This window comes from Pseudomonadota bacterium (assembly GCA_030860485.1).
Lineage (GTDB): Bacteria > Pseudomonadota > Gammaproteobacteria > JACCXJ01 > JACCXJ01 > JACCXJ01.
The window spans coordinates 1-24,113 of record JALZID010000219.1; the positions used below are offsets into that span (position 1 = coordinate 1).

The 24,113-nt window shown below is 63.8% G+C and carries 21 protein-coding genes; all 21 read left to right on the forward strand.

Translation table 11 applies throughout. The features are described 5' to 3' along the window. The first annotated feature begins 89 nt into the window (after nucleotides 1–89). The 21 genes from M3461_13010 to M3461_13110 all read left to right on the forward strand — a co-directional run bounded on the left by M3461_13010 (nucleotide 90) and on the right by M3461_13110 (nucleotide 24,097). On the forward strand, nucleotides 90–797 hold the full coding sequence (locus tag M3461_13010) for a sigma 54-interacting transcriptional regulator (GenBank protein MDQ3775195.1): 708 nt from the start codon (nucleotides 90–92) through the stop codon (nucleotides 795–797). Nucleotides 798–990: 193 nt separating this feature from the next. Further along, nucleotides 991–1,257: a hypothetical protein gene (locus tag M3461_13015; protein MDQ3775196.1), complete on the forward strand. Its 267-nt coding sequence runs from the start codon at nucleotides 991–993 to the stop codon at nucleotides 1,255–1,257. Between the two features lie 65 nt (nucleotides 1,258–1,322). Beyond that, nucleotides 1,323–1,919 carry a DUF4255 domain-containing protein gene (locus tag M3461_13020; GenBank protein MDQ3775197.1) on the forward strand — a complete coding sequence of 199 codons (597 nt, stop codon included), beginning with the start codon at nucleotides 1,323–1,325 and terminating at the stop codon, nucleotides 1,917–1,919. After that, nucleotides 1,916–2,695 carry a hypothetical protein gene (locus M3461_13025; protein MDQ3775198.1) on the forward strand — a complete coding sequence of 260 codons (780 nt, stop codon included), beginning with the start codon at nucleotides 1,916–1,918 and terminating at the stop codon, nucleotides 2,693–2,695. The genes M3461_13020 and M3461_13025 overlap by 4 nt, the downstream gene beginning before the upstream one ends. A 28-nt stretch (nucleotides 2,696–2,723) precedes the next feature. Further along, on the forward strand, nucleotides 2,724–4,592 hold the full coding sequence (locus M3461_13030; GenBank protein ID MDQ3775199.1) for a phage tail sheath subtilisin-like domain-containing protein: 1,869 nt from the start codon (nucleotides 2,724–2,726) through the stop codon (nucleotides 4,590–4,592). A 12-nt stretch (nucleotides 4,593–4,604) separates the two neighbouring features. Continuing rightward, on the forward strand, nucleotides 4,605–5,066 hold the full coding sequence (locus M3461_13035) for a phage tail protein (GenBank protein ID MDQ3775200.1): 462 nt from the start codon (nucleotides 4,605–4,607) through the stop codon (nucleotides 5,064–5,066). Between the two features lie 3 nt (nucleotides 5,067–5,069). Next, complete coding sequence (locus tag M3461_13040) at nucleotides 5,070–7,073, forward strand: phage tail sheath subtilisin-like domain-containing protein (protein MDQ3775201.1); 2,004 nt, start codon at nucleotides 5,070–5,072, stop codon at nucleotides 7,071–7,073. Nucleotides 7,074–7,076: 3 nt separating this feature from the next. Beyond that, nucleotides 7,077–7,586: a phage tail protein gene (locus M3461_13045; GenBank protein MDQ3775202.1), complete on the forward strand. Its 510-nt coding sequence runs from the start codon at nucleotides 7,077–7,079 to the stop codon at nucleotides 7,584–7,586. A gap of 2 nt (nucleotides 7,587–7,588) precedes the next feature. Continuing rightward, the gene (locus M3461_13050) at nucleotides 7,589–9,067 is read left to right on the forward strand and encodes a hypothetical protein (protein ID MDQ3775203.1); all 1,479 of its coding nucleotides are present in this window, start codon (nucleotides 7,589–7,591) and stop codon (nucleotides 9,065–9,067) included. Next, nucleotides 9,067–9,240 (forward strand): hypothetical protein, encoded by a 174-nt coding sequence (locus tag M3461_13055; GenBank protein MDQ3775204.1) that lies wholly within the window; start codon nucleotides 9,067–9,069, stop codon nucleotides 9,238–9,240. The genes M3461_13050 and M3461_13055 overlap by 1 nt, the downstream gene beginning before the upstream one ends. Next, a complete protein-coding gene (locus M3461_13060; GenBank protein ID MDQ3775205.1) occupies nucleotides 9,233–10,318 on the forward strand; it encodes a contractile injection system protein, VgrG/Pvc8 family in 1,086 nt (361 codons plus the stop codon). Before M3461_13055 ends, M3461_13060 begins: the two co-directional genes overlap by 8 nt. Continuing rightward, the gene (locus M3461_13065) at nucleotides 10,315–10,980 is read left to right on the forward strand and encodes a phage baseplate assembly protein V (GenBank protein ID MDQ3775206.1); all 666 of its coding nucleotides are present in this window, start codon (nucleotides 10,315–10,317) and stop codon (nucleotides 10,978–10,980) included. The genes M3461_13060 and M3461_13065 overlap by 4 nt, the downstream gene beginning before the upstream one ends. A gap of 3 nt (nucleotides 10,981–10,983) precedes the next feature. Next, nucleotides 10,984–12,702 (forward strand): hypothetical protein, encoded by a 1,719-nt coding sequence (locus tag M3461_13070; GenBank protein ID MDQ3775207.1) that lies wholly within the window; start codon nucleotides 10,984–10,986, stop codon nucleotides 12,700–12,702. Continuing rightward, nucleotides 12,699–13,091: a GPW/gp25 family protein gene (locus tag M3461_13075; GenBank protein MDQ3775208.1), complete on the forward strand. Its 393-nt coding sequence runs from the start codon at nucleotides 12,699–12,701 to the stop codon at nucleotides 13,089–13,091. The genes M3461_13070 and M3461_13075 overlap by 4 nt, the downstream gene beginning before the upstream one ends. A 6-nt stretch (nucleotides 13,092–13,097) precedes the next feature. Then, nucleotides 13,098–15,275, forward strand: a complete 2,178-nt coding sequence (locus tag M3461_13080) for a putative baseplate assembly protein (GenBank protein ID MDQ3775209.1) — start codon at nucleotides 13,098–13,100, stop codon at nucleotides 15,273–15,275. A 50-nt stretch (nucleotides 15,276–15,325) separates the two neighbouring features. Next, nucleotides 15,326–17,443, forward strand: a complete 2,118-nt coding sequence (locus M3461_13085; GenBank protein MDQ3775210.1) for a phage tail protein — start codon at nucleotides 15,326–15,328, stop codon at nucleotides 17,441–17,443. Between the two features lie 2 nt (nucleotides 17,444–17,445). Then, a complete protein-coding gene (locus tag M3461_13090) occupies nucleotides 17,446–18,867 on the forward strand; it encodes a hypothetical protein (protein MDQ3775211.1) in 1,422 nt (473 codons plus the stop codon). Continuing rightward, nucleotides 18,860–19,120: a hypothetical protein gene (locus tag M3461_13095; protein MDQ3775212.1), complete on the forward strand. Its 261-nt coding sequence runs from the start codon at nucleotides 18,860–18,862 to the stop codon at nucleotides 19,118–19,120. The genes M3461_13090 and M3461_13095 overlap by 8 nt, the downstream gene beginning before the upstream one ends. 24 nt (nucleotides 19,121–19,144) lie before the next feature. Further along, on the forward strand, nucleotides 19,145–20,854 hold the full coding sequence (locus M3461_13100; GenBank protein ID MDQ3775213.1) for an ATP-binding protein: 1,710 nt from the start codon (nucleotides 19,145–19,147) through the stop codon (nucleotides 20,852–20,854). Nucleotides 20,855–20,871: 17 nt separating this feature from the next. Beyond that, nucleotides 20,872–22,683, forward strand: coding sequence for a hypothetical protein (locus M3461_13105; GenBank protein ID MDQ3775214.1), 1,812 nt, complete (start codon nucleotides 20,872–20,874; stop codon nucleotides 22,681–22,683). Between the two features lie 28 nt (nucleotides 22,684–22,711). Then, on the forward strand, nucleotides 22,712–24,097 hold the full coding sequence (locus M3461_13110; protein ID MDQ3775215.1) for a hypothetical protein: 1,386 nt from the start codon (nucleotides 22,712–22,714) through the stop codon (nucleotides 24,095–24,097). Nucleotides 24,098–24,113: the final 16 nt, after the last annotated feature.

The following is a 24,113-nucleotide window of genomic DNA, read 5'->3' on the forward strand; positions in this document are numbered from 1 at the left end:
TCAGGGGCAGCTCACCCTCAGCATGTCCGCCAATCCGGCGGTCCAAGAGGAGCTGTTGCATTACCTCGAAGCCTTGCAAGCTTCCTGAGATCCCAGATAAGCGATATTTATGCAACAATAGGGTAGATTCTCTCCCTTTAGCCGCGCAAATCAAGCTATTGCGGTTTATCCAGGATAGTGAGTATCGTCCTCTCAAATCGACTGCAGCTCGCAAAGCCGATGTGCGCCTCATAGCGGCAACTAACGCGGATTTGAGTCGGCTCGTCCAGCATGGGAAATTCCGTCAAGATCTCTACTATCGTTTGAACGTCATCTCGTTTTACCTGCCTCCGCTGCGCGAGCGGCGTGACGATGTGTGTATCCTAGCGCGTCACTTTCTGGACAAGTATGCGACGCAATTCAATAAACGAGTTGCAGGGCTTTCCCCTGAAGCGATGCAGAAGCTGCGAATCCATGACTGGCCTGGCAACGTCAGGGAACTCGAAAATGTAATTGAACGTACAGTAGTCCTGGCAGGAGGCGATCTGATCCAGGCCTGGGACATAGTGCTCCCCGACGACAAGGATTCTACAGCTAACGATTCGTTTCAGTGCGCAAAGAGACGAGTGATCGACCAGTTCGAGAGGAATTATATCGAGGCTGTGTTGTTATCCACCAACGGGAACATTTCCGAGGCTGCGGTGGTGGCTCAGAAGAACCGCAGGGCTTTTTGGCAGCTTATCCAGAAGCACCGTATCGATGCCAATACGTTCCGGAACCATCGGCAACCCACTGGGCCAAATCCTGGGCCGCGCTAGGATAACTTTGTCCTAGTCCAAGACCTCCATATTCTTCAGCGTCGTGGCCCTCCTGCCGGGCATTGACTAGGATATTCGTGTCCTGTCCGCATTCAATGATTTCTACTGCTTTTCCAACTAAAACAATCGATTACGATCTGGTACGGCTGTTGCTCCATAGACGTAAGCGTAATTGTGCCTCAGGAATGCCAGGATGAAACATGGGCCAACTGAGAGAAGGATCCTTGACTACATGGTGAAAGGCGGTGCAGACGATCTGGAAGGCATCGCTTACTGGTGGATGTTGGAACAGAACATTAAGACCGAGACTGCGAAGGTTAAGGAAGCGCTCGACCGACTCGTAGCCGACGGCTTAGTGCTGGAAGTACACGGACCGGATTCGAGAACCCGCTATCAAATATGCCCAGTTATGCGGAAAAAGATAGCCGATCTGCTCAACGGAACCGGCGAGAGAGAATAGATCGATGCGGGACTATGGATAACCAGAGATCGGTCTTCGATAGGCCGGAAACAAAAGGTAAATAAGTGGCTGGGTTCGCTGGCATAGCCGCGGCAGGCAAGAGCATAGAGCGGCTGTTGAATGCGGCTTTCGTCGAGGAAGAGCCTATCCCTGGACAGCGGACCCGGGCCGTGCTAGTGCGCACGACCGATTTCGAGCCGACGGTTGTCGGCGCGAATATCGGTTCGCCTGCACTTTCGATTTTTCTGTATCGGGTTGATTTCAACAAGACGATGCGCGCCGCATGGTCCGCGGTCGCGAGCCAGGACGGGCGCGGGCATCTCGCCGTGGACCTCCATCTGCTCCTGAGCGCGTGGGCGGACAATGCCGAATTCGAGCTCCGCATTTTAGGGCGGGCCATGCAGACTATAGAAACTACACCGATGTTGAACGGTCCACTCCTCGATCCAATGACCGATTGGGCGTCTAACGAGTCCGTGCAATTGGTGCTTGAGGATATCTCGACCGAGGCCGTGATGCGAACCTTCGATTCGCTCCCGACCGATTACCGCCTGAGCGTGCCGTATATCGCGCGCATCGTGCGCATCGACAGCCGGGTGGCCACACCTGACGGAAACGTCACGACCCTGATCGTCGGGGCCGTACCGGAGCCGCGCCCGTGAACGAGTTTCTTCCCGACCGGTTTTCCGAGAACATCAAGCGCCTCGCGCTCGGCCTGGAGCCTATCGATGCCGAGCTGCGGCTCCGCGTCGCGCACGGGATCGAAGTCACGTTCGATACCGCGCCGCTGCAACTGCCGCGTCCGCCCATCGACCACCACCGAACCTCCTTGCACGTGGTGCTCTACCATCCCAAGCTGAGCAGCCCCGTGGACTTGCGTTTCTTCGACGAAGCGCGGCGCTTCGTACCACGGCGGCTGCGTATCCCGATTCTGACTCGCACGGTGGCTGAGACCAGTCCGCCGGCGCACCGCGTGCGCCGGCCGGTGTTGTTTCCCGGTGCGGGCTACGATGTAAGCACCGGCGCCACCGGATTGCGCGGGCGCGTGCTGCGTGGGGGCCAGCCCATGCGGTGGGCACGGGTGGAAGCCCGCTTGCCCGGCACCGGTCTCCTAGTGAGCCGCGCGCATGGAGATGATAGGGGCGAGTTCTTGCTCCTGATCGGCGCCGAGGCAAGTCCAGTTGGGGATCTCAACCCGCCGCTGCGGGTAGAGGTTGCGGTGCTGGGACCCGCTGTGCCTCCCGTTCCGCCCACCCCCGACCGTCCCGATATCGATCCGCTCTGGGACCTTCCGCTCGAACAGGCTGCCGTGCCGGGCGGCGCCGACCCGGTTTCCGCCGGGGAAAGCCAGCCGCCTAATTATACGGCCAGCATAGTGCAGTCCGTGGATCTCGAATACGGCAGAATTCTCAGCGGACTGACCTTTACCATCCCATGATGTCGATTCCACGAAAGAGGAGGCACTAATGCCCGAATACCTGTCGCCAGGAGTATACGTCGAGGAAGTCAGTTTTCGATCCAAGACCATTGAAGGAGTGCCCACCAGCACTACCGGTTTCGCCGGGATGACCCGATTCGGACCCGTCCAATACCCGGGTGGACCGACGACCACCACGCCCCGTCTCGTCACCAGTTTCACCGAGTTCGAGCGCGTGTATGGAGGGCTCGAGCCGCTCAAGGTTCCCACGCAGGCCGACGAGCGCACCTGCTTTCTGGCCCACGCGGCGCGGGCCTTTTTTGATAACGGCGGCAAGCGGCTATACGTTTCGCGCGTGTTCTTCGAAGGTGATCCAGCCGTGACCAACTTCGGGGTAGCCCTGCTGGCCATTCCGGTAAGCGACATTGTAGCCACGTGGACGGCGCGCTGGCCTGGAGAGTACGGCAACGTTCTGGTCGAAAGCAGGATCGTGCGCGGCGGCAACGTCGCGGTCAACGATCCCCTCTTGGGCGTGCAGGCGCGGAGCGCAAAGGCCGGCGCCGTGATCGAGGTGCTGCCGAGCGGCACGAGCATTCCGCCGACGAACTCTCCGCTCGATTTGACCAACCTGCGGGTGGTACAGGTCGATGCGAATACGGGCCAGCAGACGTTCCTTGATAGCACGGGCGCCGCAACTGCATTGAACGCTACCGATACGGTGCTGATCTGCGAGATGCAAGTGGTGGTCACAGTGACTCCGGAGCGTGTCGACGTGTACGACGGGCTCGCCGGGGATCCAGCCCAGACGCGCTACATCGGCAAGATCCTACAGAGCGACGATCCGGAAGACGAAAACGCGGTTGTATATCTCAATTACGATCCTGGCGGCTCCGGCGATTCCGTGCCCGGATTTTTGCCCGCCAAGCTGATGGCGGCGCTGCGTGGCAACGTCAACCCGGGCTTGCCCGCGCGGCTCACCAGCGGCAGGGATGGAGGCGAAGCCAGCCCCGACGATCTCAACGGCCAGGAAGCCGATCTCGATAACGCCGCGGTCAAGGCCACTGGTTTGGCCGCACTGGGTGAAATCGACGACATCGCTATCGTTGCCTTGCCCGACGCTGGGACCTACGATGACGACGCCAATCGCGTGCTGGCCACCAGCCATCTGCTTTCGCACGCAGAGAACCTGAAATATCGCATCGCGGTGGTGGATGGGCCTAAGAACGCTTCACTGAATGAGATCCGCGAGTTCCGCGGCAAGTTCGATAGCAAATACGGCGCGATCTATCATTCGTGGATCGAGATTCTCGATCCGCTGGAGCGACCCGCACAAGGCGCGCCGCCGCGCCGCCTGCTTCTCCCGCCCTCGGGGTTCGTCACCGGCATCTATGCGCGCAGTGACATCGAGCGCGGCGTGCACAAGGCGCCGGCCAACGAGGTGGTGCGCGGCCTGACCAAGTTCGAGATCAACATCAACAAGGCGCGGCAGGACGTGCTCAATCCCGAAGGCATCAATGCCCTGCGCTTCTTCGAGGGCCGGGGCAACCGCGTCTGGGGCGCCCGAACCATGAGCTCGGACCCGGAATGGAAGTATGTCAACGTCCGGCGGCTGTTCATCTTCATCGAGCACTCCATCGACAAAGGTACCCAGTTCGCCGTCTTCGAGCCCAACAATCCGAAACTATGGGCCAACATCAGGCAGGCAGTAGAGGACTTTCTGCTGGTATTGTGGCGCGACGGGGCCCTGCTCGGCGACAAGCCCGAGCAGGCCTTTTTCGTGCGCTGCGATCGCACCACCATGACGCAAAACGACCTCGACAACGGCAGGCTGATCTGCCTGATCGGCGTAGCGCCGACGAAGCCAGCGGAGTTCGTGATCTTCCGCATCGGCCAGTTCACGGCGGACGTCAAGATTTAGCAGGAGGAAATCATGCCAGTATTTCGCAGCAACCCTTACGGGGCCTTCAACTATCTGATATCCCTCGGCGGCACGCAGGGTGACGGTGGCGAAGGGACCATCATCGGCGGTTTCTCCGATGTCAGCGGCCTCGGCATGGATGTGAACTATTCCGAGTACCGCAACGGAAACGAGAAGTTCAACACCACGCGCAAAGTCCCCAACACGCACAAGCTCGATGACGTGACCCTCAAGCGCGGGCTGGTGGGTTCGGATGACCTGTTTGCGTGGCTCCAAGGGGTCCGCGACGGCACAGCGGATCCGAGACAGATCACGATCACGCTGCTCGATGAGGCGCGCCAGGCAGTCGCCACCTGGGTCTTGCACAATGCGCAGCCCAAGAAATGGATGGGTCCCACACTGGCCGCCAAGGGCGGCGGCGAAGTGGCCATGGAAGAACTGCATTTTGTTCATGAACGCATCGATTACAAGTAGGCCATGGCATCCATAGCGCGCATTCCGCTGGGGGCTCCGGGACTTTATCCGTATCCGGATATCCCGATCCGTGCGCTCACGCGGGTGCGCCTGGATGTGTGCGCGTTTGTGGGAGTGGCGCCGCGCGGACCGGCGCGTGTCCCCGCTGATGGGTCCGCCGATATTCCTTCTCGGCGCACCGTCGCGGTTGCCGTAGAAAGCTTCGATGAATACCGCCAGGTCTACGGCGGATTCGAAGGACCCGGCCTTCTGCCCTATGCGGTGGCTTCGTTCTTCGAGCAGGGAGGCCGGCGCGCCTACGTCGCGCGCATCGTACATGAGTACGCACTCGATCCTGTCCCCAGTCCTGCAGCCAATGATCTTGGGGTGGCGTCGGGCGATGTGCCCGGTGCCAGTTCCACAGCCGGGCCACTGCGGTTGCGAGCGCGAAACGAAGGCGCCTGGGGCAACCTGCTGCGAGCAGGCCTTAGTTTTACCACGCGTCCACTGGCCTTCGACCCCGGACGCGTATCGCTCACCGGTCTGGAGTTGCCCCCGGGGATCGACGTGACGGCGGGCGCGTTGCTGCGGGTGAATTATGGCGGAGGGTTGCGCGAGCTCCGCTTCGTGGCCTATGCGCTGGAGTCCCGGCTGCCCCAGAAGGCCGGCTCGGTCTGGACCGTTACCTTCGATCGCGCGGCCGGCGCGCTGCCGCGGACGATCGAAATCGTGGAGGCGGCGCTCGTCATCGATGACGGCGCTGGGCGGTCCGAGCGGCATGAGCGCTTGGGACTCTCCCCACAGCACGCGCGCTGGATGGCTACTATCTTGGCGACTGAGTCCGCGCTGGTGTATCCGGACAATTCCTGGGTGGACTCGGCGCTCACCCCCGATGACCTGTCGCTGGCTTCCGATCCTGCCGTTTCGGCGATCTTCACCGGCGGCGAGGACCGGTATCCGGATATCACGCCCGAGGATTTCTTCGACCCGCTCTGGACTATCGGCGATGAAGAGCCGGGCAATGGCATCCACGCGCTGTCGCAACTCTCCGACCTTTCGCTGTTGGTTGCCCCGGACCTCTACTCGCCTTTTCCGTTGGTGGAACCGCGCAAGCTGCAACTCCCGGTCTCGCTGGCCGGCTCCACCTTCACGCGCTGCGTGGACCTGCCCGCGCCGCCGGTCGCGCCGGAACCGCCGCCGGCGGACCTGGTGAACCTGCGGCTCGACCCCGCCATCCCGGAGGATCTGGAGCGCATCACCACGTTTCAGACGCGGGTGGTGGATTTTGCGGACCAGGTCCGTTCTTTCGTGGTCTTACTGGATGTGCCGCCCGGTCTCACGCAGCGGCGCATCCTGAGCTGGCGCTCGCGCTTTCAGTCTTCCTACGCCGCGGCCTACCATCCCTGGCTGGTCGTGGTTCGGCAGGATGATCAGCGGAACACGCGCGTGCCGCTACCGCCCTCGGCCGCTACAGCGGGCATCATCGCGCAGGTCGAGAACACGTTCGGGGTGCCGCATGGGCCGGCGAACGTGATTGCCGCTCAGGTGCTGGATGTGCGCGAGACGGTATCTCCGGCGCGGCATGACGAGTTGCATCCTCTCGGCATCAACGTGTACTTGCTGGAGCGCGATGGCGTCCGTCTCACCGCTGCCCGCACCCTCAGCTCCGATCCCGCTTTCCGCCAGCTCAGCGTGCGGCGTCTGCTGGTACTGATCCGCCGCACCCTGGAGCAGCAGATGCAGTGGGTCGCCTTCGAGCCCAACAACTCCGCCTTGCGCGCCGAATTGCGACAACTGCTCCGTGTCTACTTGCGGCAGCTCTTCACCGCTGGCGCCTTCCGCGGCGCCACGGAAGACGAATCCTTTTTCGTGCGCTGCGATGACACGAACAACCCGCAACGCATCGCGGACCTGGGCCAATTGCTGGTGGAGGTCGGCGTGGCGCCGTCCGAGCCGCTCGAATTCATCGTGCTGCGCCTTTCTCGCGATGCCGATGGCTCCCTTACGGCAACCGAGGCGCGGGGGTGACGCATGGCGAACCAACTGCTTCGTTCCTTTCAGTTTCAGGTCAAGCTCCGCAAGAGCCCGGCGGTGGAGTCCGGCTCGCAGGCTCCGAGCGATTCCCCAAGCGGCACCCCGCTCGGCGATGGCGGCTTTCAGGAGTGCAGCGGTCTCGAAGTCGAGATGGATATTCAGGACTACATGGAAGGCGGGCGCAACGACGGCATCATCCGCCGCGCCGGCCGCGCCAAGTACAGCCCGCTCATTCTCAAGCGCGGCATGTTTTTCAGCGGCGGCGCCGGGGTCAATCAGGAGCTGTGGCAGTGGATCCAGGACGTGGTGGCCGGGGTGCGGCCCATTGCGCGATACGATGGCATCGTCCAGGTGATGGACGTGGGCGAGGTGGTGGTGGCCAACTGGGTCTTCGACCGTGGTCTACCGGCCAAGATCCGCGGGCCCGAGTTGAACGCCAAGACCGGAGAGGTTGGGATCGAAGAGCTGCACATCGCCCATGAAGGATTGCGTCTGGTGACCATTTAGCCATGGCCGAGCTGCAGAAGGCATACATCGTAGAGATCAGCGCCAACGAGAAGGCGGAGGAAATCGGGCCGCGCTTCCCGGTGCAATTCAACCCCACCTCTCTGAAACTGCAGATTTCCAGCAGCATGGCTGCAGGCACGCCCTCCGGCAGCCAGGTGCGGCAGTCTACCGGGTCGAGCACTACCACGCTAACGCTCGAGCTGGTGTTCGACACGGCGGACGAGGGCTCCACCAACTCGCCCCGCTCCGTTCGCGAGAAGACGGCGCAGATAGAGCGCTTCGTCTTCCCAAAGTCTCAGAGCGAGGACAGCCAGACGCCGCCCAGGATCCGCTTCCAGTGGGGCAGCTTCGTGATCGATGGCGTAGTGGACAGCGTCGGCGTCGACCTGGACCACTTTGCGGCGGACGGCACGCCGTTGCGTGCCAAAGCAAGCCTGTCCATCAAGGAACAGAACAGCAAGCTGATCTTCCTGAAAGCAGGCCCGGGCTCAAATCAGAAAGGCAATGCCCCAGGCCCGCTGGGGGCTGCGGCGGGATCGCTGGGGATCTCGGGTGGCCTCGGCATTTCGGGTGGCTTGGGCATCTCGGGCGGGCTGGGAATATCAGCCGGCGTCAACGCGCAGTTCGGCGTGGCGCTGGGCGGCGAGAGTCTGCCTGAGTTTTCGGCGCGCGTCGGTCTCGATCCGACCGCCTGGCGCGGGCTTTCCACGGACATCTCCGGTGGGCTGAGCAGCGATCTGTCGCTCGAAGCGGGCGCCGAGGTTGGCTTCAGCGCTGGACTGAACGCCAGCGCGGGCATCGGGGTTACGCTGGGTGTGGAAGCCGGAGTAAGCGCTTCGCTCGAAGCGTCGTTCGGCCTCGAAGCCAACGCCAGCATCAGCGCGGTGACCGGTATCGGCGTGGGAGCGGACCTTGCGGCAGGCTTTTCCCTTTCCGCGGGCGGAGGCTTGAACGCGGCGCTGGAAACAGTGCAGATCGCCAAGAGCCAAGCCGCGGAGCAGCTGACGAGACAGGCCTTTGGGGCGCAGCCGGCTGGAGCCGTTCCGGCGCGGGCTGGCGGGGCGGCTACACTTCTGCCGCCGCCCGCTGCGCCGCCCAAACCCGCTCCGCCGGATCAACCGCGCCCTCCGCTTACCACTACAGGCCTGCCGTCTCCTTCGCAACAGCAGTCTGCGGTGCCCGCGCCTCTGCCCCCGCGCGCAGACCCGCGCTCGGTCTCCTTTGGCTTCGGCGTACCGCTGCGATCTACGGTCGGAGAGGCCGCCACGCGACGCGCCGATTCCCTGTTGGGCGGCATTTCCTTGCGGCCGCAGGTGGGCGACGGATTGCCTCCCGCTTCGGACGACCCCACGGTGCCGCCCTGGATTGCGCTGCCCAGCCGCGACCCCGCGCGCGCCGCCGCCGACCAGTTGCAGAAAAAGCTCCATCCCGCGCGTCCGTGCGGCTGCTCCGGACGCTGCCGTCATACCGGAGGTCACTGATGGCGGTCAACGTCGATCAGCTCACCACCGAAGTGATCCCCGAGCCGGAGCCTTCTCCCCGGGGCGGCTCGCAGGAGAACAAGACTTGGGACGTGATTGAGAAAACGCGCGAGGCCTATTCCCGCTGGATGCGCGACCGCTGCCGCACCACTGCCGGGGGTTTCGATGACTGAAGCCCTGTTCGAAAGCTCGGTACCCGTATTCCAGGTGGACGACACGGTCAAGGGCGAGCTGGCGCGCGACCTCCTGCGCCTCGAAGTGGACGAGACCACCTCCGGGTTGAAGACCCTCTCGGCGCGATTGCTGGGCCATGGCCCGCGCCAGGGCGCCGAGCAGGAGGTGCAGCTCTATCTAGACGGCGCCTTCCTCGATTTCGGCAAGAAGTTGAAGGTCGCGCTGGGGCCCGCCGGCGATCAGCGCACTGTCTTTGAAGGGTTCATCAGCGCTCTGGAATCCTGCTACCGTGAAGGTGAAGGGCCCGAGGTCACCGTGTTCGCGGAGGACCGCCTGATGCGCCTGCGCATGACGCGCCGCATGAAATCCTACACGAACGTGAGCGATGCCGATATCGTGCAGGCCGTCGCCTCCGAGCACGGTATGCAGGCCGAAACTGATGCCGACGGCCCTACCTATGACGTGGTGCAGCAGTGGAATCTCAGCGACCTGGCCTTCTTGCGCGAGCGCGCGCGGCTCATTCAGGCCGAGATCTGGTTCCAGGATGACAAGATCTATTTCATGACGAGAAACAAGCGCACCGCCACCGAGCTGACGCTAGTGCGTGGCAATGAGCTGATTGAAGTGGAGGCGCGCGCGGACCTGGCTCACCAGCGCACCAAGGTAAAGTTTAGCGGGTACGATGCCAAGGAGCGTGACCGTATCGAAGAAGAAGCCGGTTCCGATGCCATCGATGCCGAAATTTCCGGGGGCCGCACGGGACCGTCCGTTCTCGAGCAGGCTTTCGGCGAACGCGTATCGTTCCGGGTGCGAGAAGCGCCGCTGGTGGATGGCGAGGCCCGTGCCTGGGCGCACGCCGAGATGCTGCGCCGCGCCCGCGCCTTCGTCACCGTGGTGGGCATCACCCGCGGCAGCCCGGACATGGTCGTAGGCAGCACGCTCACGCTGCAGCGCGTGGGCCATCCTTTCGATGGCGGCGGCTATTATGTCACGCGCGTGTTGCATACCTACGATCTTGTGTACGGCCATCGCATGCGCTTCGTGGCCGAGCGTCCCACCGTGCAGGAGGGCGCATGATCGGCTCATTCCGTCCCGAGGGCAGCGGTCCGTTGTACTTCGGCCTATACCCCGCCATCGTCACCGAGATCGTCGACCCCGATAGGCTGGGCCGCATTCAGGTGAAGTTCCCGTCGCTCGGGGAGGGCGGCGACGAGGTGCGCGCCTGGGCCACGTTGATCACCCCGTATGCGGACGATAATCAGGGTTTCGAGTTTCTGCCCGCCGTGGATACGCAGGTAGTCGTGGCGTTCGAAGCCGGCGACCCGCGGCGTCCGTATATCGTCGGCTCCTGCTGGAACGGCAAGCAAAGCCTGCCCGAAGCGCCCGAGGCCGCCAATAACAAGCGGCTCATCAAAACGCGCTCCGGCAGCCTGCTGGAATTCGATGATACCCATGGCGCGGCCAAGGTCACGGTTTCGATGAGCAGCGGCCATCAGCTCGTCCTCGACGATGGCGCGCAGGAGGTGAGCCTCAAGCACAGCAACGGCTGCACCCTCAAGTTCGATAGCAGCGGAGAGGTAACCATTACCGCCACCGGCGGTATCACGGTCAATGCACCCTCGGGCGCCAACGTTAACGCCCCGTCTTCGGACTTCTCCGGCAATATCACCTGCCAGGGGCTCACGGCGACTTCGATCACTTCGCCTCAATACTCCCAAGGCGCTGGAAATATCTGGTGACTCATGAATCAGATGCATGATTGGAACCTGGTCGCCCCCTGGTACCGCTGGAGCCGTCAGCTTGTGGATGAAGCCCGCCAACCGCGGCAGACCCGCCCCATATTCCAGAAATTCGAGCAGCCCGATTTCGTTCGGATTTTTAGCAAAGACCCTCAGAGATCGCTCACGTTCAAGGACGGAGTGGATACTGTTTTCAAAGTCCATCTTTCCGACGCAACCACGCTGGCCAACGGAACGTTCAAGGATAAATTCACCAAGTTTTTCATGCCCAACCCGGGACAGCCAAGCAGCGCTAAAAACGCGTCGCTCGTACCGACCGGCATCCGCAAGCTCTTCCTCGATACGCACAAGCGCTATTACGTCGTGGTTTGTGAGCTGCACTGTGACGCTCCCGGGTTTCCAACCGTAGGGCCAGACCAGGTCTGTCAGGCAGAATTCGTCGTCCGCCGCCGCTCGTTCGATTTTCCGGGTGGCGCCAAAAAGGAGGCCGTGCAGCTCTTGCAGAAGATCGTGGGCGTCCAAGCGGAGATCGCACAGCTCGAGCAGACCGCGCCGGCAAGAGGTCTCGCGGCGAAAAGACGGGCTCAGATGATTCAGAAGATGATCGCCGAGGGAACTTTCGATAGCAAGAAGGCTGGTCTGCGTGATAAGTTGGTGCAAGCACGCTTGGATCTGAAGCAATGGAAGGACGATAACGGCGTCGTGGCCATCCACGAGGGCTGGGTGCCGGGCAATTTCAAAAACATCGGTTCCTGGCAGATCGTGGAGGAAACGCCCCAGCAGATCCTCGAATCTACTTTCTCGCTGTATCACCTATTTCCTGACCCGAACATTGCAGACCACTCGGCCAAGGGCAGGAACATCTACTTCGGCGTAGTTCCGACGAGTGGCCTGGATACCGACGACCGCGGCAATAACCGCTTCGATGACCAGAGCCTGTATGAGATCCGCTGCTTTGTGCGCCGGCACAAACCGGAATGCCCGCGCAAGGACCAAGCGCCGGATTGTCCCGGCGAGGTGGTATGGAGCGCACCTACCGAATCCTACAAACTGGCCTCGCACAACGACCTCGTGGGCACCGCGCAACGCCCGATTACCATCCAAATGCCGGATCTGGGTGAACTGGCAGCGCAGGTCGGGGGATTGCCCCTGAACCAGTTCTCCCCTGTCAAGGTGGTGCAGCCGCAAAGGCTGGATTTTACGGTTAAAGACGGCAAGGCCGAGGAGCCCAGCGTCGGGCCAAGCCAAATATGCTTTTTTGCCATCCCGTTGATCACGATCGTAGCCTTCTTCGTGTTGAAGCTATTTTTGCCCGTGGTCGTGTTTCTTTTCGGCCTTTTTTTCCTTTTGTCACTCAAATTCTGCATTCCACCTAGCATCTCGATTTCGGCAGGTCTCAAGGCCGAACTGGATGCCATTCCGCCGGGTTTCGACGTGGACGCGGGGCTCAGCGCCAGCGTGGCATTGCAACTACATAAAGATCTGAAAGAAGGCATCGTTATTGATTCGGGCGTCCCAGTACTAGATCCAACAGAAGATGATCCGGAGGCCCCATCAGAGGAAAAATTAAAGCTGGATCAGTTCAGCAATGCCGCATTGCTGCCGCTGGGAACCCGTATTAACGAGGCCAGTTCACTCCCCGTAGAAGAATCGGCCAGCGCCGGTCTGGACCTTACGGGCAACCTCGAGTTCGAGCCTCGCGTGGAGGTGAAAATCGCATGACGCCTACCGCCCGCATTCTCGGTCGCGGCTGGAACTTCCCCCTCGCGCCGGACCCCCTCAGCGCTACGCTGCGCTACGTCTCCGGGCCGGAGAAGGTGCGCCAGTCGATTTTGCTGATCCTGGAAACCGAGCCCGGCGAGCGCATCATGCGCCCGACATTTGGCTGCGGGTTGCGGCGCTACTTGATGAAACCGAATACCCCGGCCACTCGCGCCTTGATCAAAAACGACGTCGAGTTTGGGCTGGCTTCGTTCGAGCCGCGCATCCGCGTGACGGCGGTCGGCGTGGACCCGGGCGATGACCCCTCGCTGGTGCTCATTCAGATCGCGTATGTGCACCTGATCGACGGCCGCAAGGATAACTTCGTATATCCGTTCTATCTGGACTGACGGCACATGCCCATCCCCAACCCCATTCTGGATGATCGCTCCTACCAGCAACTGCGGGATGAGCTGGTGCGCCGCATCCCCGTCTACACTCCGGAGTGGACCGATCACAATGCCAGCGACCCCGGCATCACGCTGATCGAGCTGTTCTCCTTTCTGAGCGAAAACCTGCTGTTCCGCTTCAACCAGATACCCGAAGCCGCCAAGCTAACTTTTCTGCGTCTGCTCCAGGTGCCCCTGCGCCCTGCCGTGGCGGCGCACGCCCTGATCACCATGTCGGCGGAGGCGCCTGAAGGACTGCTGGTACCGCAAGGTTCCGAAGCCAAGGCCGGCAGTCTCCTTTTTGAAACCGCGACCGAGGTCAAGGTCTATCCCGTCACACTCGCGGCGGTGGCCCGAGTCCAGAGCCCGGCCCCGGACGAGACCAAAGAGCCCGAGGTGTTCGATTTTGCGGTACGCGCCCTGGATGCCATCGGGCCGCTGCCCGCCAATCAGGAGGCGGTGTTCTACCACAACGAGACTGTACCGCCCGATGGCGTGGGCCTGCCCGTTGACTTCAGCGCGGCGGTCGATGGAATGCTGTGGGTGGCAGTACTGAGCGCGAACGGCGCGGACATCTCGAAGATGGGCGGTGCGGTGCTCAACGTGGGATTCGTGCCCGATCCCATCGTGCCTACGATCGATCAGATCGACGCCTGCCCGGGCACGGGCCCCGCCCCGAATGACGCGGCCGTCGAATGGCAGGCCTCCACCGGTAAACTTGATGGAAACAGCCAGCCCGTGTACCGCAGTCTGACGGTCGTGGGCGATACCACGCGCGGGCTCAGCCAGGAAGGCGTGGTGCGGCTGCGGCTGCCCAATAATCCGGCGAGCCCTCTGAACCCCACGGAACTGGACCATTTCACGGTCCCGGATGCAGACGCGCGCGGCACAGGCCAGTTCCCGCCGGCTCTGGACGACGAGACCGAAGAAAAGATCCTGTTCTGGATCCGCGTCTTTCGCCTGAACCAGAGCCGCTTCGGGAAAGTGCAGTTCGTAGGCTCGAATGCCGCTGAGGTGGTGCAGACCTCGAGAGCCGCTGCCGAGTTTCTGGGGACCGGCAACGCCCAGCCCAGTCAACGTTACAAGCTCGTACACCGCCCCGTGATCGAAGGAAGTCTCGTCATCGAGGTGGAAGAGGGTGGCCGCTTCGTGCCTTGGAAGGCCGTGGACGGCTTTTTCGCCAGCGCTCCGGATGACCGTCATTTCGTGGTGGACCTGGAGGCCGGCGAAGTGCGCTTTGGAAACGGCATCCAGGGCTATGCGCCGCAGATCGGGCAACGCATCCGCGCCGTGGAATATCGCTATGGCGGCGGCGCGCCGGGCAACGTCGCGCCCCAAGCCATTAACAAGATCTCCGGCTTCGCCGTCAAAGACGTGCAGAACCCGCTGCGCGCGCATGGCGGCGGCGATGCGGAAACGATAGACGCGGCGCTCAACCGTATCCCCGGAGAGTTACGCCGCCACGATCGGGCCGTGACCTCGGGCGATTTTCAGGAACTGTCGCTGGCCACTCCGGGGGCCAACGTCGGCCGCGCGGAGTGCCTTCCACGTTTCTACCCGCCCACTCGCACGCCGGAGCGCGCCGGAGTAGTCAGCGTGGTGGTGTGGCCCAAAGACGACCCACGTCGCCCTAATGCGCCGCTGCCGGATCGCAACCTGTTGCGCGACGTGTGCGCGTACCTCGATGGGCGTCGCCTGGTAACCACGGAGTTGTACGTTATCCCGCCCACGTATCGCAAGGTGGCGGCCTCGGTGGGACTGCGCGTGAAGCCGGGCTTCGGTGTGGAGGCGGTGCGCCAGTGGGTGGAGCTGGTGCTGCGCCAGTATCTGGCCCCGCTGCCGCCCTATGGCCCGTTTGGTCAGGGTTGGCCACTCGGCCGGCGGGTGCATGGGCCGGAGCTCGAAGCCGCGGCTCTCCAAGTGGAGGGCGTGGAATTTCTGGAAGGCCTGAATGTGGCCGGATTCAACGAGAAGACTCAAGCTTGGGATCCGGGGTCGGTGGACCTGGCGATCTACGAAGTCGCCGAACTGGCCGAGATCACCGTTCTGGAGGGGCCGCCCGCACCCGCCGGACAGGCCATCGCGCCGCCGCCCGGCAATGGCAATGTGCCGGTACCTATCCCGATCATACGGCAGGAGTGCTGACGGTGCCTTTGCCTCGTCCATTCGCCCTCTTTCAGGACGGAGACCAGTGGTTGCGCGCCTTCCATGAGAACACTGCGCTCGAAGCCGGCATAGTACAGCTTGCGTTTGTGGACGATACCGCGCTTAACGTGAGAGGCGACCCGCCACTGAGGGATGTATTCAAAAAACTCGGGGCCGGACTCGCTTTCGATCCGCAATGCCGCCTCTACCGTAGCTTCCCCGAACAGGGCCGCGTGGAGCGCCGGCTTTGGGCCGCGCCGGAGCCTCCCGATCCGCTGGACTTATTCGCGCCCGGGCCTCCGCCACTTACCGGCGACTTCTATCCGGTCGGTGATCCTCCGCCCGTGCTACAGGAGCCGCGTGGCCTCGCGGTAGATGCCGACGACCGCCTCTTCATCGCCGAAACCACCGCGCGCCGCATTTTGGTGTTCGACCTGTGGAGCCTGCGCCTGTTGCGCCGCATACCGGTGCCCGGCCGTCCGCTGGATCTGGCCCTGAAGGATAGGTCTGTCCTCGCCGTGCTGTCCTCTCCCGCGGGACTCGTGGAGCTTGAAGCGCACACGGGGCCGCGGCCGCTTGCATTGCCGCCTGGAGTAACGGACCCCGCGCGCGTGGCGGTTTCGCCGGAAGGCGAGATCTTCGTGCTCGACGCGGCACGCACCACCGCCGCCCGCGCCGTCTCGGGCCGCCGTGACATCGCGGTGCCCTTCGCCACCGACATCGAGTTTCTCCCCGGACTGGTTCTGGTCGTGGCGCGCTTTTCACAGGAGGATTTCCTGCGGTTCCGCATCGGCGCAGCCTCCATCGAAGAGATGCCCCCACTGAAGGCGCGCGACTATGATGGCCTGGGCATCGTGCGCACGCCCGACGATCGTATCGGCTTCTTCACCGGCCACGGCTTCCGCCACGCCGTTGCGGCGCGCGTGCGCTACCAGGCCACTGGCCGCGTGATCACCTACCGGCTGGACAGCGGCGAGTTCCGCACGATCTGGGGACGCCTGTTTCTGGATGCGTGCATTCCCCAGGACACGGACATCCGCTTGGCCTGCGTGGCCGCGGACGATCCTCCGGAAGACGAAGATACGTTGCCGCGCCGCCTGCCGGCCAATGTCACCGAAGCGGTGATCATGCGCCCCGACCTGTCGCCGCCGATGCCGCCCGAGTCGCTGGTGCCTTCTGAGATTGCGCATCGGCTACACCGCCGCGAATCGGGCCGCGAACTGCCCTTCGCGCCGCACACCGCGGATGACGTGTTTGAGACCTACGAAGCCCCGCTCCTTACCGGACCGGGCCGCTACTTGTGGTTAGCGCTGGAATTGACCGGCAACACCCGCTTCACGCCGCGCCTGCGCTCCCTGCGCGCCGAGTATCCTTCGCACGATTATCTGCGGCGGCTGCCCAAGGTCTTCTCGCGCGAGGAGCAGCCCGCCTCGTTTCTGCGCCGCTATCTGGCCCTGTTCGATGGGTTCCTGGGTGAGTTGGATGCGCGCGCCACGGCGCGGCATGCGCTTCTGGACCCCGCCGCCACCCCGGCCGAAGCGTTGGCCTGGCTGGCCGGTTTCGTGGGGCTGGGCCTCGATGAGCGTTGGCCTGTGCCGGTGCAACGTGCCATTTTGGAGCAGGCTGCCTGGCTGTTCCGTTTTCGCGGTACCGTGCCCGGTCTCATGCGGTTCCTCGAGCTTTACACCGGCACTCGCGTGATCCTCCTCGAGAAATTCCGACTGCGGGGACTGGGAGCCCTTGGCGAGCCTGGCGGTCCCGAATCGCGTGCCGTCTTGGGCGCGGGCTTCCGGGTGGGCGGTGCCGTCGGCCAGGAGAATGCCACGCCGCTCACGGGCACGGTGGAGGACGCTTTTGAAACCCACGCCCATCGCTTCAGCGTGATCATTCCCGCGGTGCTCACGACCGAGCAACTCGACGTGGTGCGCCACATCCTCGACGTGCACCGCCCGGCGCACACGCTGTTCGACGTCTGCACCGTGGATGCGGGCATACGCGTGGGTCGCGGTCTGCATGTGGGCCTGACTTCCCTCATCGGCCGCTCCGGGGGCTTCACGATGCTGCAAACCGGCTCGTCGTTATTGGGGCGCGGCTCGATCGTCGGCCGGCCCGACGCGGGCACGCGCCTCGAAAGCAGCCGCCTCGGCAGCGATAGCAGGGTGGGATAGCGATGGAGATGGTGCGCATTCATCGTCTAAGTGCCCGCTACCACCTGCCGCCGTCGCGCGAGGAGGAGCGCGAGCGGCTCGACCGAATCCTGCGCACTGTGCTCGACGAAGCCCTGGAGGGCGCACTGGAACGCGCCGGCGTCTCCCCTTACGAGGAGGTCTGCATTCGCAGCCTGCATGTCCCAGTGCGGCTGCGATTGTCACTGGCCAATTCCTCGCTGGCGCTGGCCTGGAGTTTGGCCTTGAGTGACTCCATCGTGCGGGCGCGCAACGGCGAGTATGTGCCCAACGTGGTGCGCTATCACTCTGCCGCGCATGTCCTCTTTGATGTGGCCATCGGAGTGGCCACGGACCGATTCGAACGCGCGTGGGCCTGGCGCCTGGCGCGCGCGTGGCGCGGCTCGGAATCCCCCTCAGCAAGCGAGGCCACCGCGGAACTGGTGTACGCGTTGCTCGAAGAACCCGCACTGATCGCTCCGTTGCTCGCCGCGCTGGCCGCGCGTAACGTGCCCGCCGCCGTATTTGCGGGCCTCTGGCGCAGGGTTTCTGCCGCCCAGTGGGTGGAGTTGGCGCGTGCCGCCCTCCACGCCGCCGGAGTCTCGGCCTCCATTATCGAGGATGCCGCCGCGCCGGGGATCGCGGAAGTGGTCCGGCAGGCGCAGCGCATGTTGGCGGCCTCCGCGCTGGCGCGCGCGGCGGCATCGGCTCCAGAGGTCCTGATGAACGCCCTGGAGACGCGCCGCGCCTTCGCCGCTCTGATCGCGCTCGAACTAGATCCCGCCGTGGCGCGCCCGTTTGCTCGCGCTCGGGCGCTGGTGAGCGCATTGAGCGACGCCATGCACCCGGCGACGTTTCGCGCGCCTCTGGCGCCGCTTCCGCATTCGCGCGACAAAGAGCGTGAGCCGCAAGCTCTCCTGAATGATGACGTGCCCGCGGCCGTCACGCGCCGCGCCTTCACGAACTTCGGCGGGCTGCTGTTCCTGCTGAGATTGATCGAAGAACTGGGCCTACCCGACGAGATCCTGGGGCGCTGCGCCCAGCGCCCCTTTCGCTGGGCGCTGCATCAGCTTGCCCTGGCGCTGGTTCCCGCCGAGGCGGAGGACCCCGCGGCCCTGGCGTTCGCCGGACTGCTTCCCAACGCCGTTCCGCCAACCCGCGATGAAGAACCGCCCACGGATGTAGAGCGCGAGATCATCGCTTCCTTTGTGGAGCGAATCCAGGCTGCGCTCGAAAAGCTTCTCGAAGAGAAGCAGCCCATCGCCCTCGTCTGCCATCGCGCGGCGGAAATCGTCGCCGACCCGGGTTGGATCGAAGTGCGGCTTTCACTGAACGACGTCTCGACCGCGATCCGCCGCACGGGTCTCGACCTGGATCCCGGCAATGTGCCGTGGCTCGGCGTTGTCGTGAGGTTTGTCTATGAGTGAAGCTTGCCTGGCGGCGCAGCGGCTGGCATTCGAGACCGGCATTCTGGCGGGACGCCTGGCGGCTTTTCTCGACCGCGTGTTTCCCGATGCGGACCGGGCCCCCGATGGCCACGATTTCCTGAAATCCGCCTTTAGGTCGGCCGCGAATGGCCGGCCGCTCGAAGACTTCGACAGCAACCCCCTCAGCCGCCCCGAAGGCCCGCCCCAGCCACTAGACCGCTTGGCGGGCGCCCTGGCGCTCTCCCGCATCTAAATTGAGCTGTGCTTGCTGGCCGGCATGCCCGAGGAACATGAGGGCTTCGCCGCCGTATTCCGCGCGCTGCATCCGCGTGGCGAATCGCGTCCCACTACGGGCCTTGCGGCGCAACTGTTCTCTGGAAACGCGCAGGACCGGTGCGGCTTCCGCGCGCTGTTGGAGTCGAGCCGAGCCGTGGCTGGCGGAGCCTTGCGCGTAACCGGCGATGCCCCCTTCTTTGAGCGCTCTCTGGAACTGGCCGTGGGGCTATGGCCGGCGTTGGCGGACATCGATTCATGGCCGGCCGCAGTTCCACGCCTGTCCGCGCCCATCATTTTGGCCGGGTTGGATGAGTGGCTTGCCTTTCCGGCCGTCGCACGCGCTGCTACCGCCATCGCGCGCCGTGATCCGTGCACGGTGCTGGTCATGGGCGAGACCGAAGACGCCGCGTTCCACCGCGCGTTGGCGCTGGTGGCCCATGCCGGCTTCGAGCCCGCAGGCTTCGCGCTGCCGCCGCAACCGGACGGCGCGCTGGAACGGTTGATCCGCGTGCATGTACTGACGCGCGGGGTAATACCGGTGATGCGCATTGCCGCTCCCGAGGGTCCGGGCACCGCCGAGGCGCCACAGTTCCTGGATTTCCCCGGCCCCACCGTGCTCTGCGCCCGTGCGGGCGGTCTGCAGGTCCGCGGCCTGAGACCCTTGATCACCGTTACGGCGGATCGTCTGAGCCCCGCCGCACGCCGCCGGCTGTGGCGCGCGGTGCTGCCGGCGCTGGCCGAAGAAAGCACCTATCTCGCGGCGCGCTATCCCCTCGAGCCCGCCGCGGCCGCCACCGTCGCCGCGGATCTGAACGCTTTGCAGGAGCTCGAATCGCGGCCGGCAACGGTGGAGGACGCGTCCGCGATCGTCCGGGCGCGCGCCGGGCTTTCGCTCACGGGCGGCGTCAAGCTCATCACCCCCACGGCTACCTGGGACGACCTCGTACTACCCAAGGACCGCCTCGCTCAACTGCGTGAGGCCTCAGCCCGTCTCCTGCTGCAGGACCGGGTGCTCGATGAGTGGGGATTCCTCAAAGGCCGCCCGGGCGCCCGCGGCGTGCGCATGCTCTTCGCCGGTCCGCCGGGCACCGGGAAGACCCTCTCCGCCGAGGTGCTGGCGCATTCCCTGTCGGTAGACCTGCTCTACGTGGATATCTCGCGCGTGGTCTCCAAATGGATCGGCGAAACCGAAAAGAACCTCGCTTCCGTTTTCGAGGCCGCCGAGCGCGCCCAGGCGGTGCTCTTGTTTGATGAAGCCGACGCACTCTTTGGCAAGCGCACCGAGGTTTCCGACGCGCACGATCGCTACGCCAATCTCGAGACGGCCTATCTGCTCTCGCGCCTGGAGCGCTTCGAGGGCCTTGCGATCCTGGCTACCAACCTGCGGCAGAACATCGATCCGGCATTTATTCGCCGGCTCGAATTCGCCATTGATTTCGACGCGCCCGACCGCGAGGAGCGCCTGACGCTGTGGCGGGCGCACGTGCCGCGCAGCGCTCCGCTGGCGAGCGACGTCGATCTGCACGAGCTCGCGGCGCGCTACGCCATGGTGGGCGCCTTCATCCGCAACGCCGCCGTAGCGGCCGGGTTTCTTGCCGCCGGCAACGGCGGGATCATCAACCGGGACCATTTTATCCACGCCATCCGTCGCGAATATGAAAAGTCCGGACGCGCGTTTCCCGGCGCCTCGGCCGGCGTGGGGAACTCTTAGCGAGAGAGGAATTCCGTATGGCTACACTTCTTGCCTTTTGGACCGATCAAAAAACCCAGGCCGACGCCGCTCTCCCGGCTGCGTTAACGGCGCTCACCAGCGCGCAAAACGATCTGGTTACCCAGCGCGCCAATCTGGCCAAAGCCAACCAGGAGTTGGCGGACTTAGTAAAACAGACTGCACAGATCCGCACCGATCTAGCCGAGGCCGTTACCCCTGCTGACGTGGACGCCCTCGAGCCCAAGCTGGCCACGGCCATCCGCGACACCCGCGTCAAGCAGGCCGAGATCATCGGCATCGAAGGCGCGATCGATACGGCGCAAACGACGCTCGATCTGGCCACCGCTACTGTAGCGTCCGCCACGGCGCGTGTATATGCGGTTGCGGCCGCCCTCGAAGCGGCGGATCAGCAGGACAAGGACCGCGTCCAGGTGGCGGCCGGACAGGCCGTTCGAGCCTCCAACTCCGTCACGATCTCCGGTTTAACCGGGCACCCGTTTATCGTCAATGACGTGATCACCGTCATGGGAATGACGGACACCAGCTTCAATGGCACGTTCACGATCAGCGCAGTTACCGATACCTCAATTACCTATCCACAAACACAAGTAGCCGTGGGAAGCGGACAGGCCGTTCGAGCCTCCAACTCCGTCACGATCTCCGGTCTAACTGACCATCCGTTCATCGTCAACGACGTGATTACTGTCATAGGGATGACGGACACCAGCTTCGACGGCACATTCACGATCAGCGCAGTTACCGATAACACCGTCACCTATCCACAAACGCAAGCCGACGCCACCTCGGGTGATGGTGTAATACAAGCAGCCGACGCCACCTCGGGTGATGGTGTAATACAACCCGATGCCACATCGGGCGGCGGCGTAATATTCGGTAAGCGGGCGCTGCGTCTGCGTCACAAGCTCGCCACGCCGCCGCTCAGCACCATGGTGGCCGATGCCACGGCAGCGCTGGCGGCTAACCCCTGGACCGACGCCAACGCGCGCATCGAGGCGGACATCCCGCTGGAGCTGCTCGCTTGCGCCAGGGAACGCGCCAACGTGGAGTTGAAGCGCCTCGAGAATGATAACAAGAAAGTCGCGGAAACCGCTAACCTCCTGGGTAACGAACAGCAGCTATTCGACAACGCCGACGCCGCCTTCCGCGACTACGTCGTCAACGCCAAGGGACGCTTCGATCAGGCGCTGGCCATTGCCGCGCGCGTGGCCGATCCCAAACAGAATCCGCTGACCGAGGCGCAAAAACTCAGCATTAATAACGCAGCGCTCGAAAAGGAGCCAGTGTTGGATGCCGGGGATGCCGCCGTGGCCCGCCAGGTGGTGGCCACGGCACAGATCGACGTGGATGCCAAGCAGACCGACCTCGACGTCGCGCGCCTCAAGGCGCTGGCTAGGGACATTGACAAAGATCCAGAAACCGATCCGGTCGATCTGGCCGTAATAGCCGCAATAGCCGCGCTAGACACCGCGAATACGACTCTTGACAACGCCAAGACCGCCTTTACTGCCGACATGCAGACCCTGCTCACGGATTGGGAGACCGCCGTGCCCGACACCGCATGGCGCAACCTCGCCGACTTCGAAGAGGCCACGCGGCTGCTCATCGGTCTGAGAACCGATCCCGCGCCGCTGGTCACCGCGATGGATGATGCCGAAGCCGCCCTGGTCGCTGCGCTGAGCACGGCGGAAAAGGCCGGGCGCACTCTAAGCCTGCTCGAGAGCGAGGCGCTCAAGGCTGCCTCAAAGGCACGCTTCGATACGGGCAGCCTCCCGCGCCGCGCGCTCAGCGCCTTGCGCGGCGATAGCTGACACACACGCTGTCTCAGGAGATTTGGCGATGGCCGACACCCCAGACATCACGACCTGCCCGGATACTTCCGCCGGGCGGGAAGACTCCCAGAGCCCGTTCTACGCGCTGAGCTACCACTTCGGCATGCTGCTCGGCGTGGATGATTTCGCCACCGAGCAGCTCTACCATCACGGCAAGATGCGGCTGCACAACGCCTGGCTGCATCGGGCTGGCGTGATCTGGGGCTTTGGCGTCCGCCTCGATGTGGAGCCTGGCGAGATCCGCGTGCTACCCGGTCTGGCCCTGGATGCCTCGGGACACGAGCTGCACCTGGATGCCGATGCCTGCGTCAACGTGGTCGAGTGGTTCCTGGCACACAAAGACGATGAGGGTTTCGTCTCCAACACGACTGCAACCGGTTTCACGTTCGATGCGCACGTGGAGATCCGCTTTAAATCTTGTCTGACACGGCAGGTACCCGCGCTGCTCGAACCCTGCGAGGGCGGATCGGGGGGCACGGCGTACTCGCGCGTTTTCGAGACCGTGGATATCCGGTTGCTGCCGGGCAAAGCCCCCGCGCCCGCCGCGCCGCCCTATCATCGGCTGCGCGTGCTGTTCGGTCTGGAGGATCCTCTTCCCGCGGATCAGCCAGTCGTCGATGTGCGCACCGCAGTGCTCGCACTTGCGAGCGAGCAGCAGCCCGCGGCTTACCTGCAAGCCCTGCGCAAGTTGGCGGCGCTCGATGAGATCGACCTGCAACCTGCTAAAAGCACCGATGATACGACGCGTTTGCTCTTCCCGGCGCCGGGCGACTCCCCTGTGGTTCTGGCGGATATCACCGGGATTACCCTTGATCGCAGCGGCGATAGTGGCAGCCTGAAACTCACCGGGGGCGAGGTGGACGTTACGGTGCGTCCCTCCCACATCGCGACCGCCACGATACAGGAACTGCTGTGCGGTCCCTTGTTCAGGAATGTTGTGTCATCTTCGACGGCTGCCGGGCCTCGCGTGCTTCCAGCGACGGTTCAGATCACCGCCAACGCTATCGACTTCCGATTGGATAAGGATCTGCACGGCCGGAGCGTCACCACGGATGCCTTCTCAGTCACAACCTATACGGACCCCGGCGGATGGCGAAATGTCGCTTTCACCGTTGCTGCGGCCAGCGCCCCACCGAGCGTGAGCCTGCAACTGAGGACGCCGCTGGCGGCAGGAATGCTGGTGCGATTTATCGCACGCGGGACCGGCCCGAGGCCGCTGTTGGGAACCGATCTCGCGCCACTCGCCGGCGCCGCCGGCGGCCCAAAGCCGCCGCCCCACGATGGCCTCGATTTCGTCTTCATGCAAGCGAGGAACCCGCCCGATGTCGCTGCCGGCGACGAAGCTGGCGCCTCCCGCGGAAGCCGCAGGCGATCCCGGACCCGGCCATCATAGCGGTCTTTATTTCGTC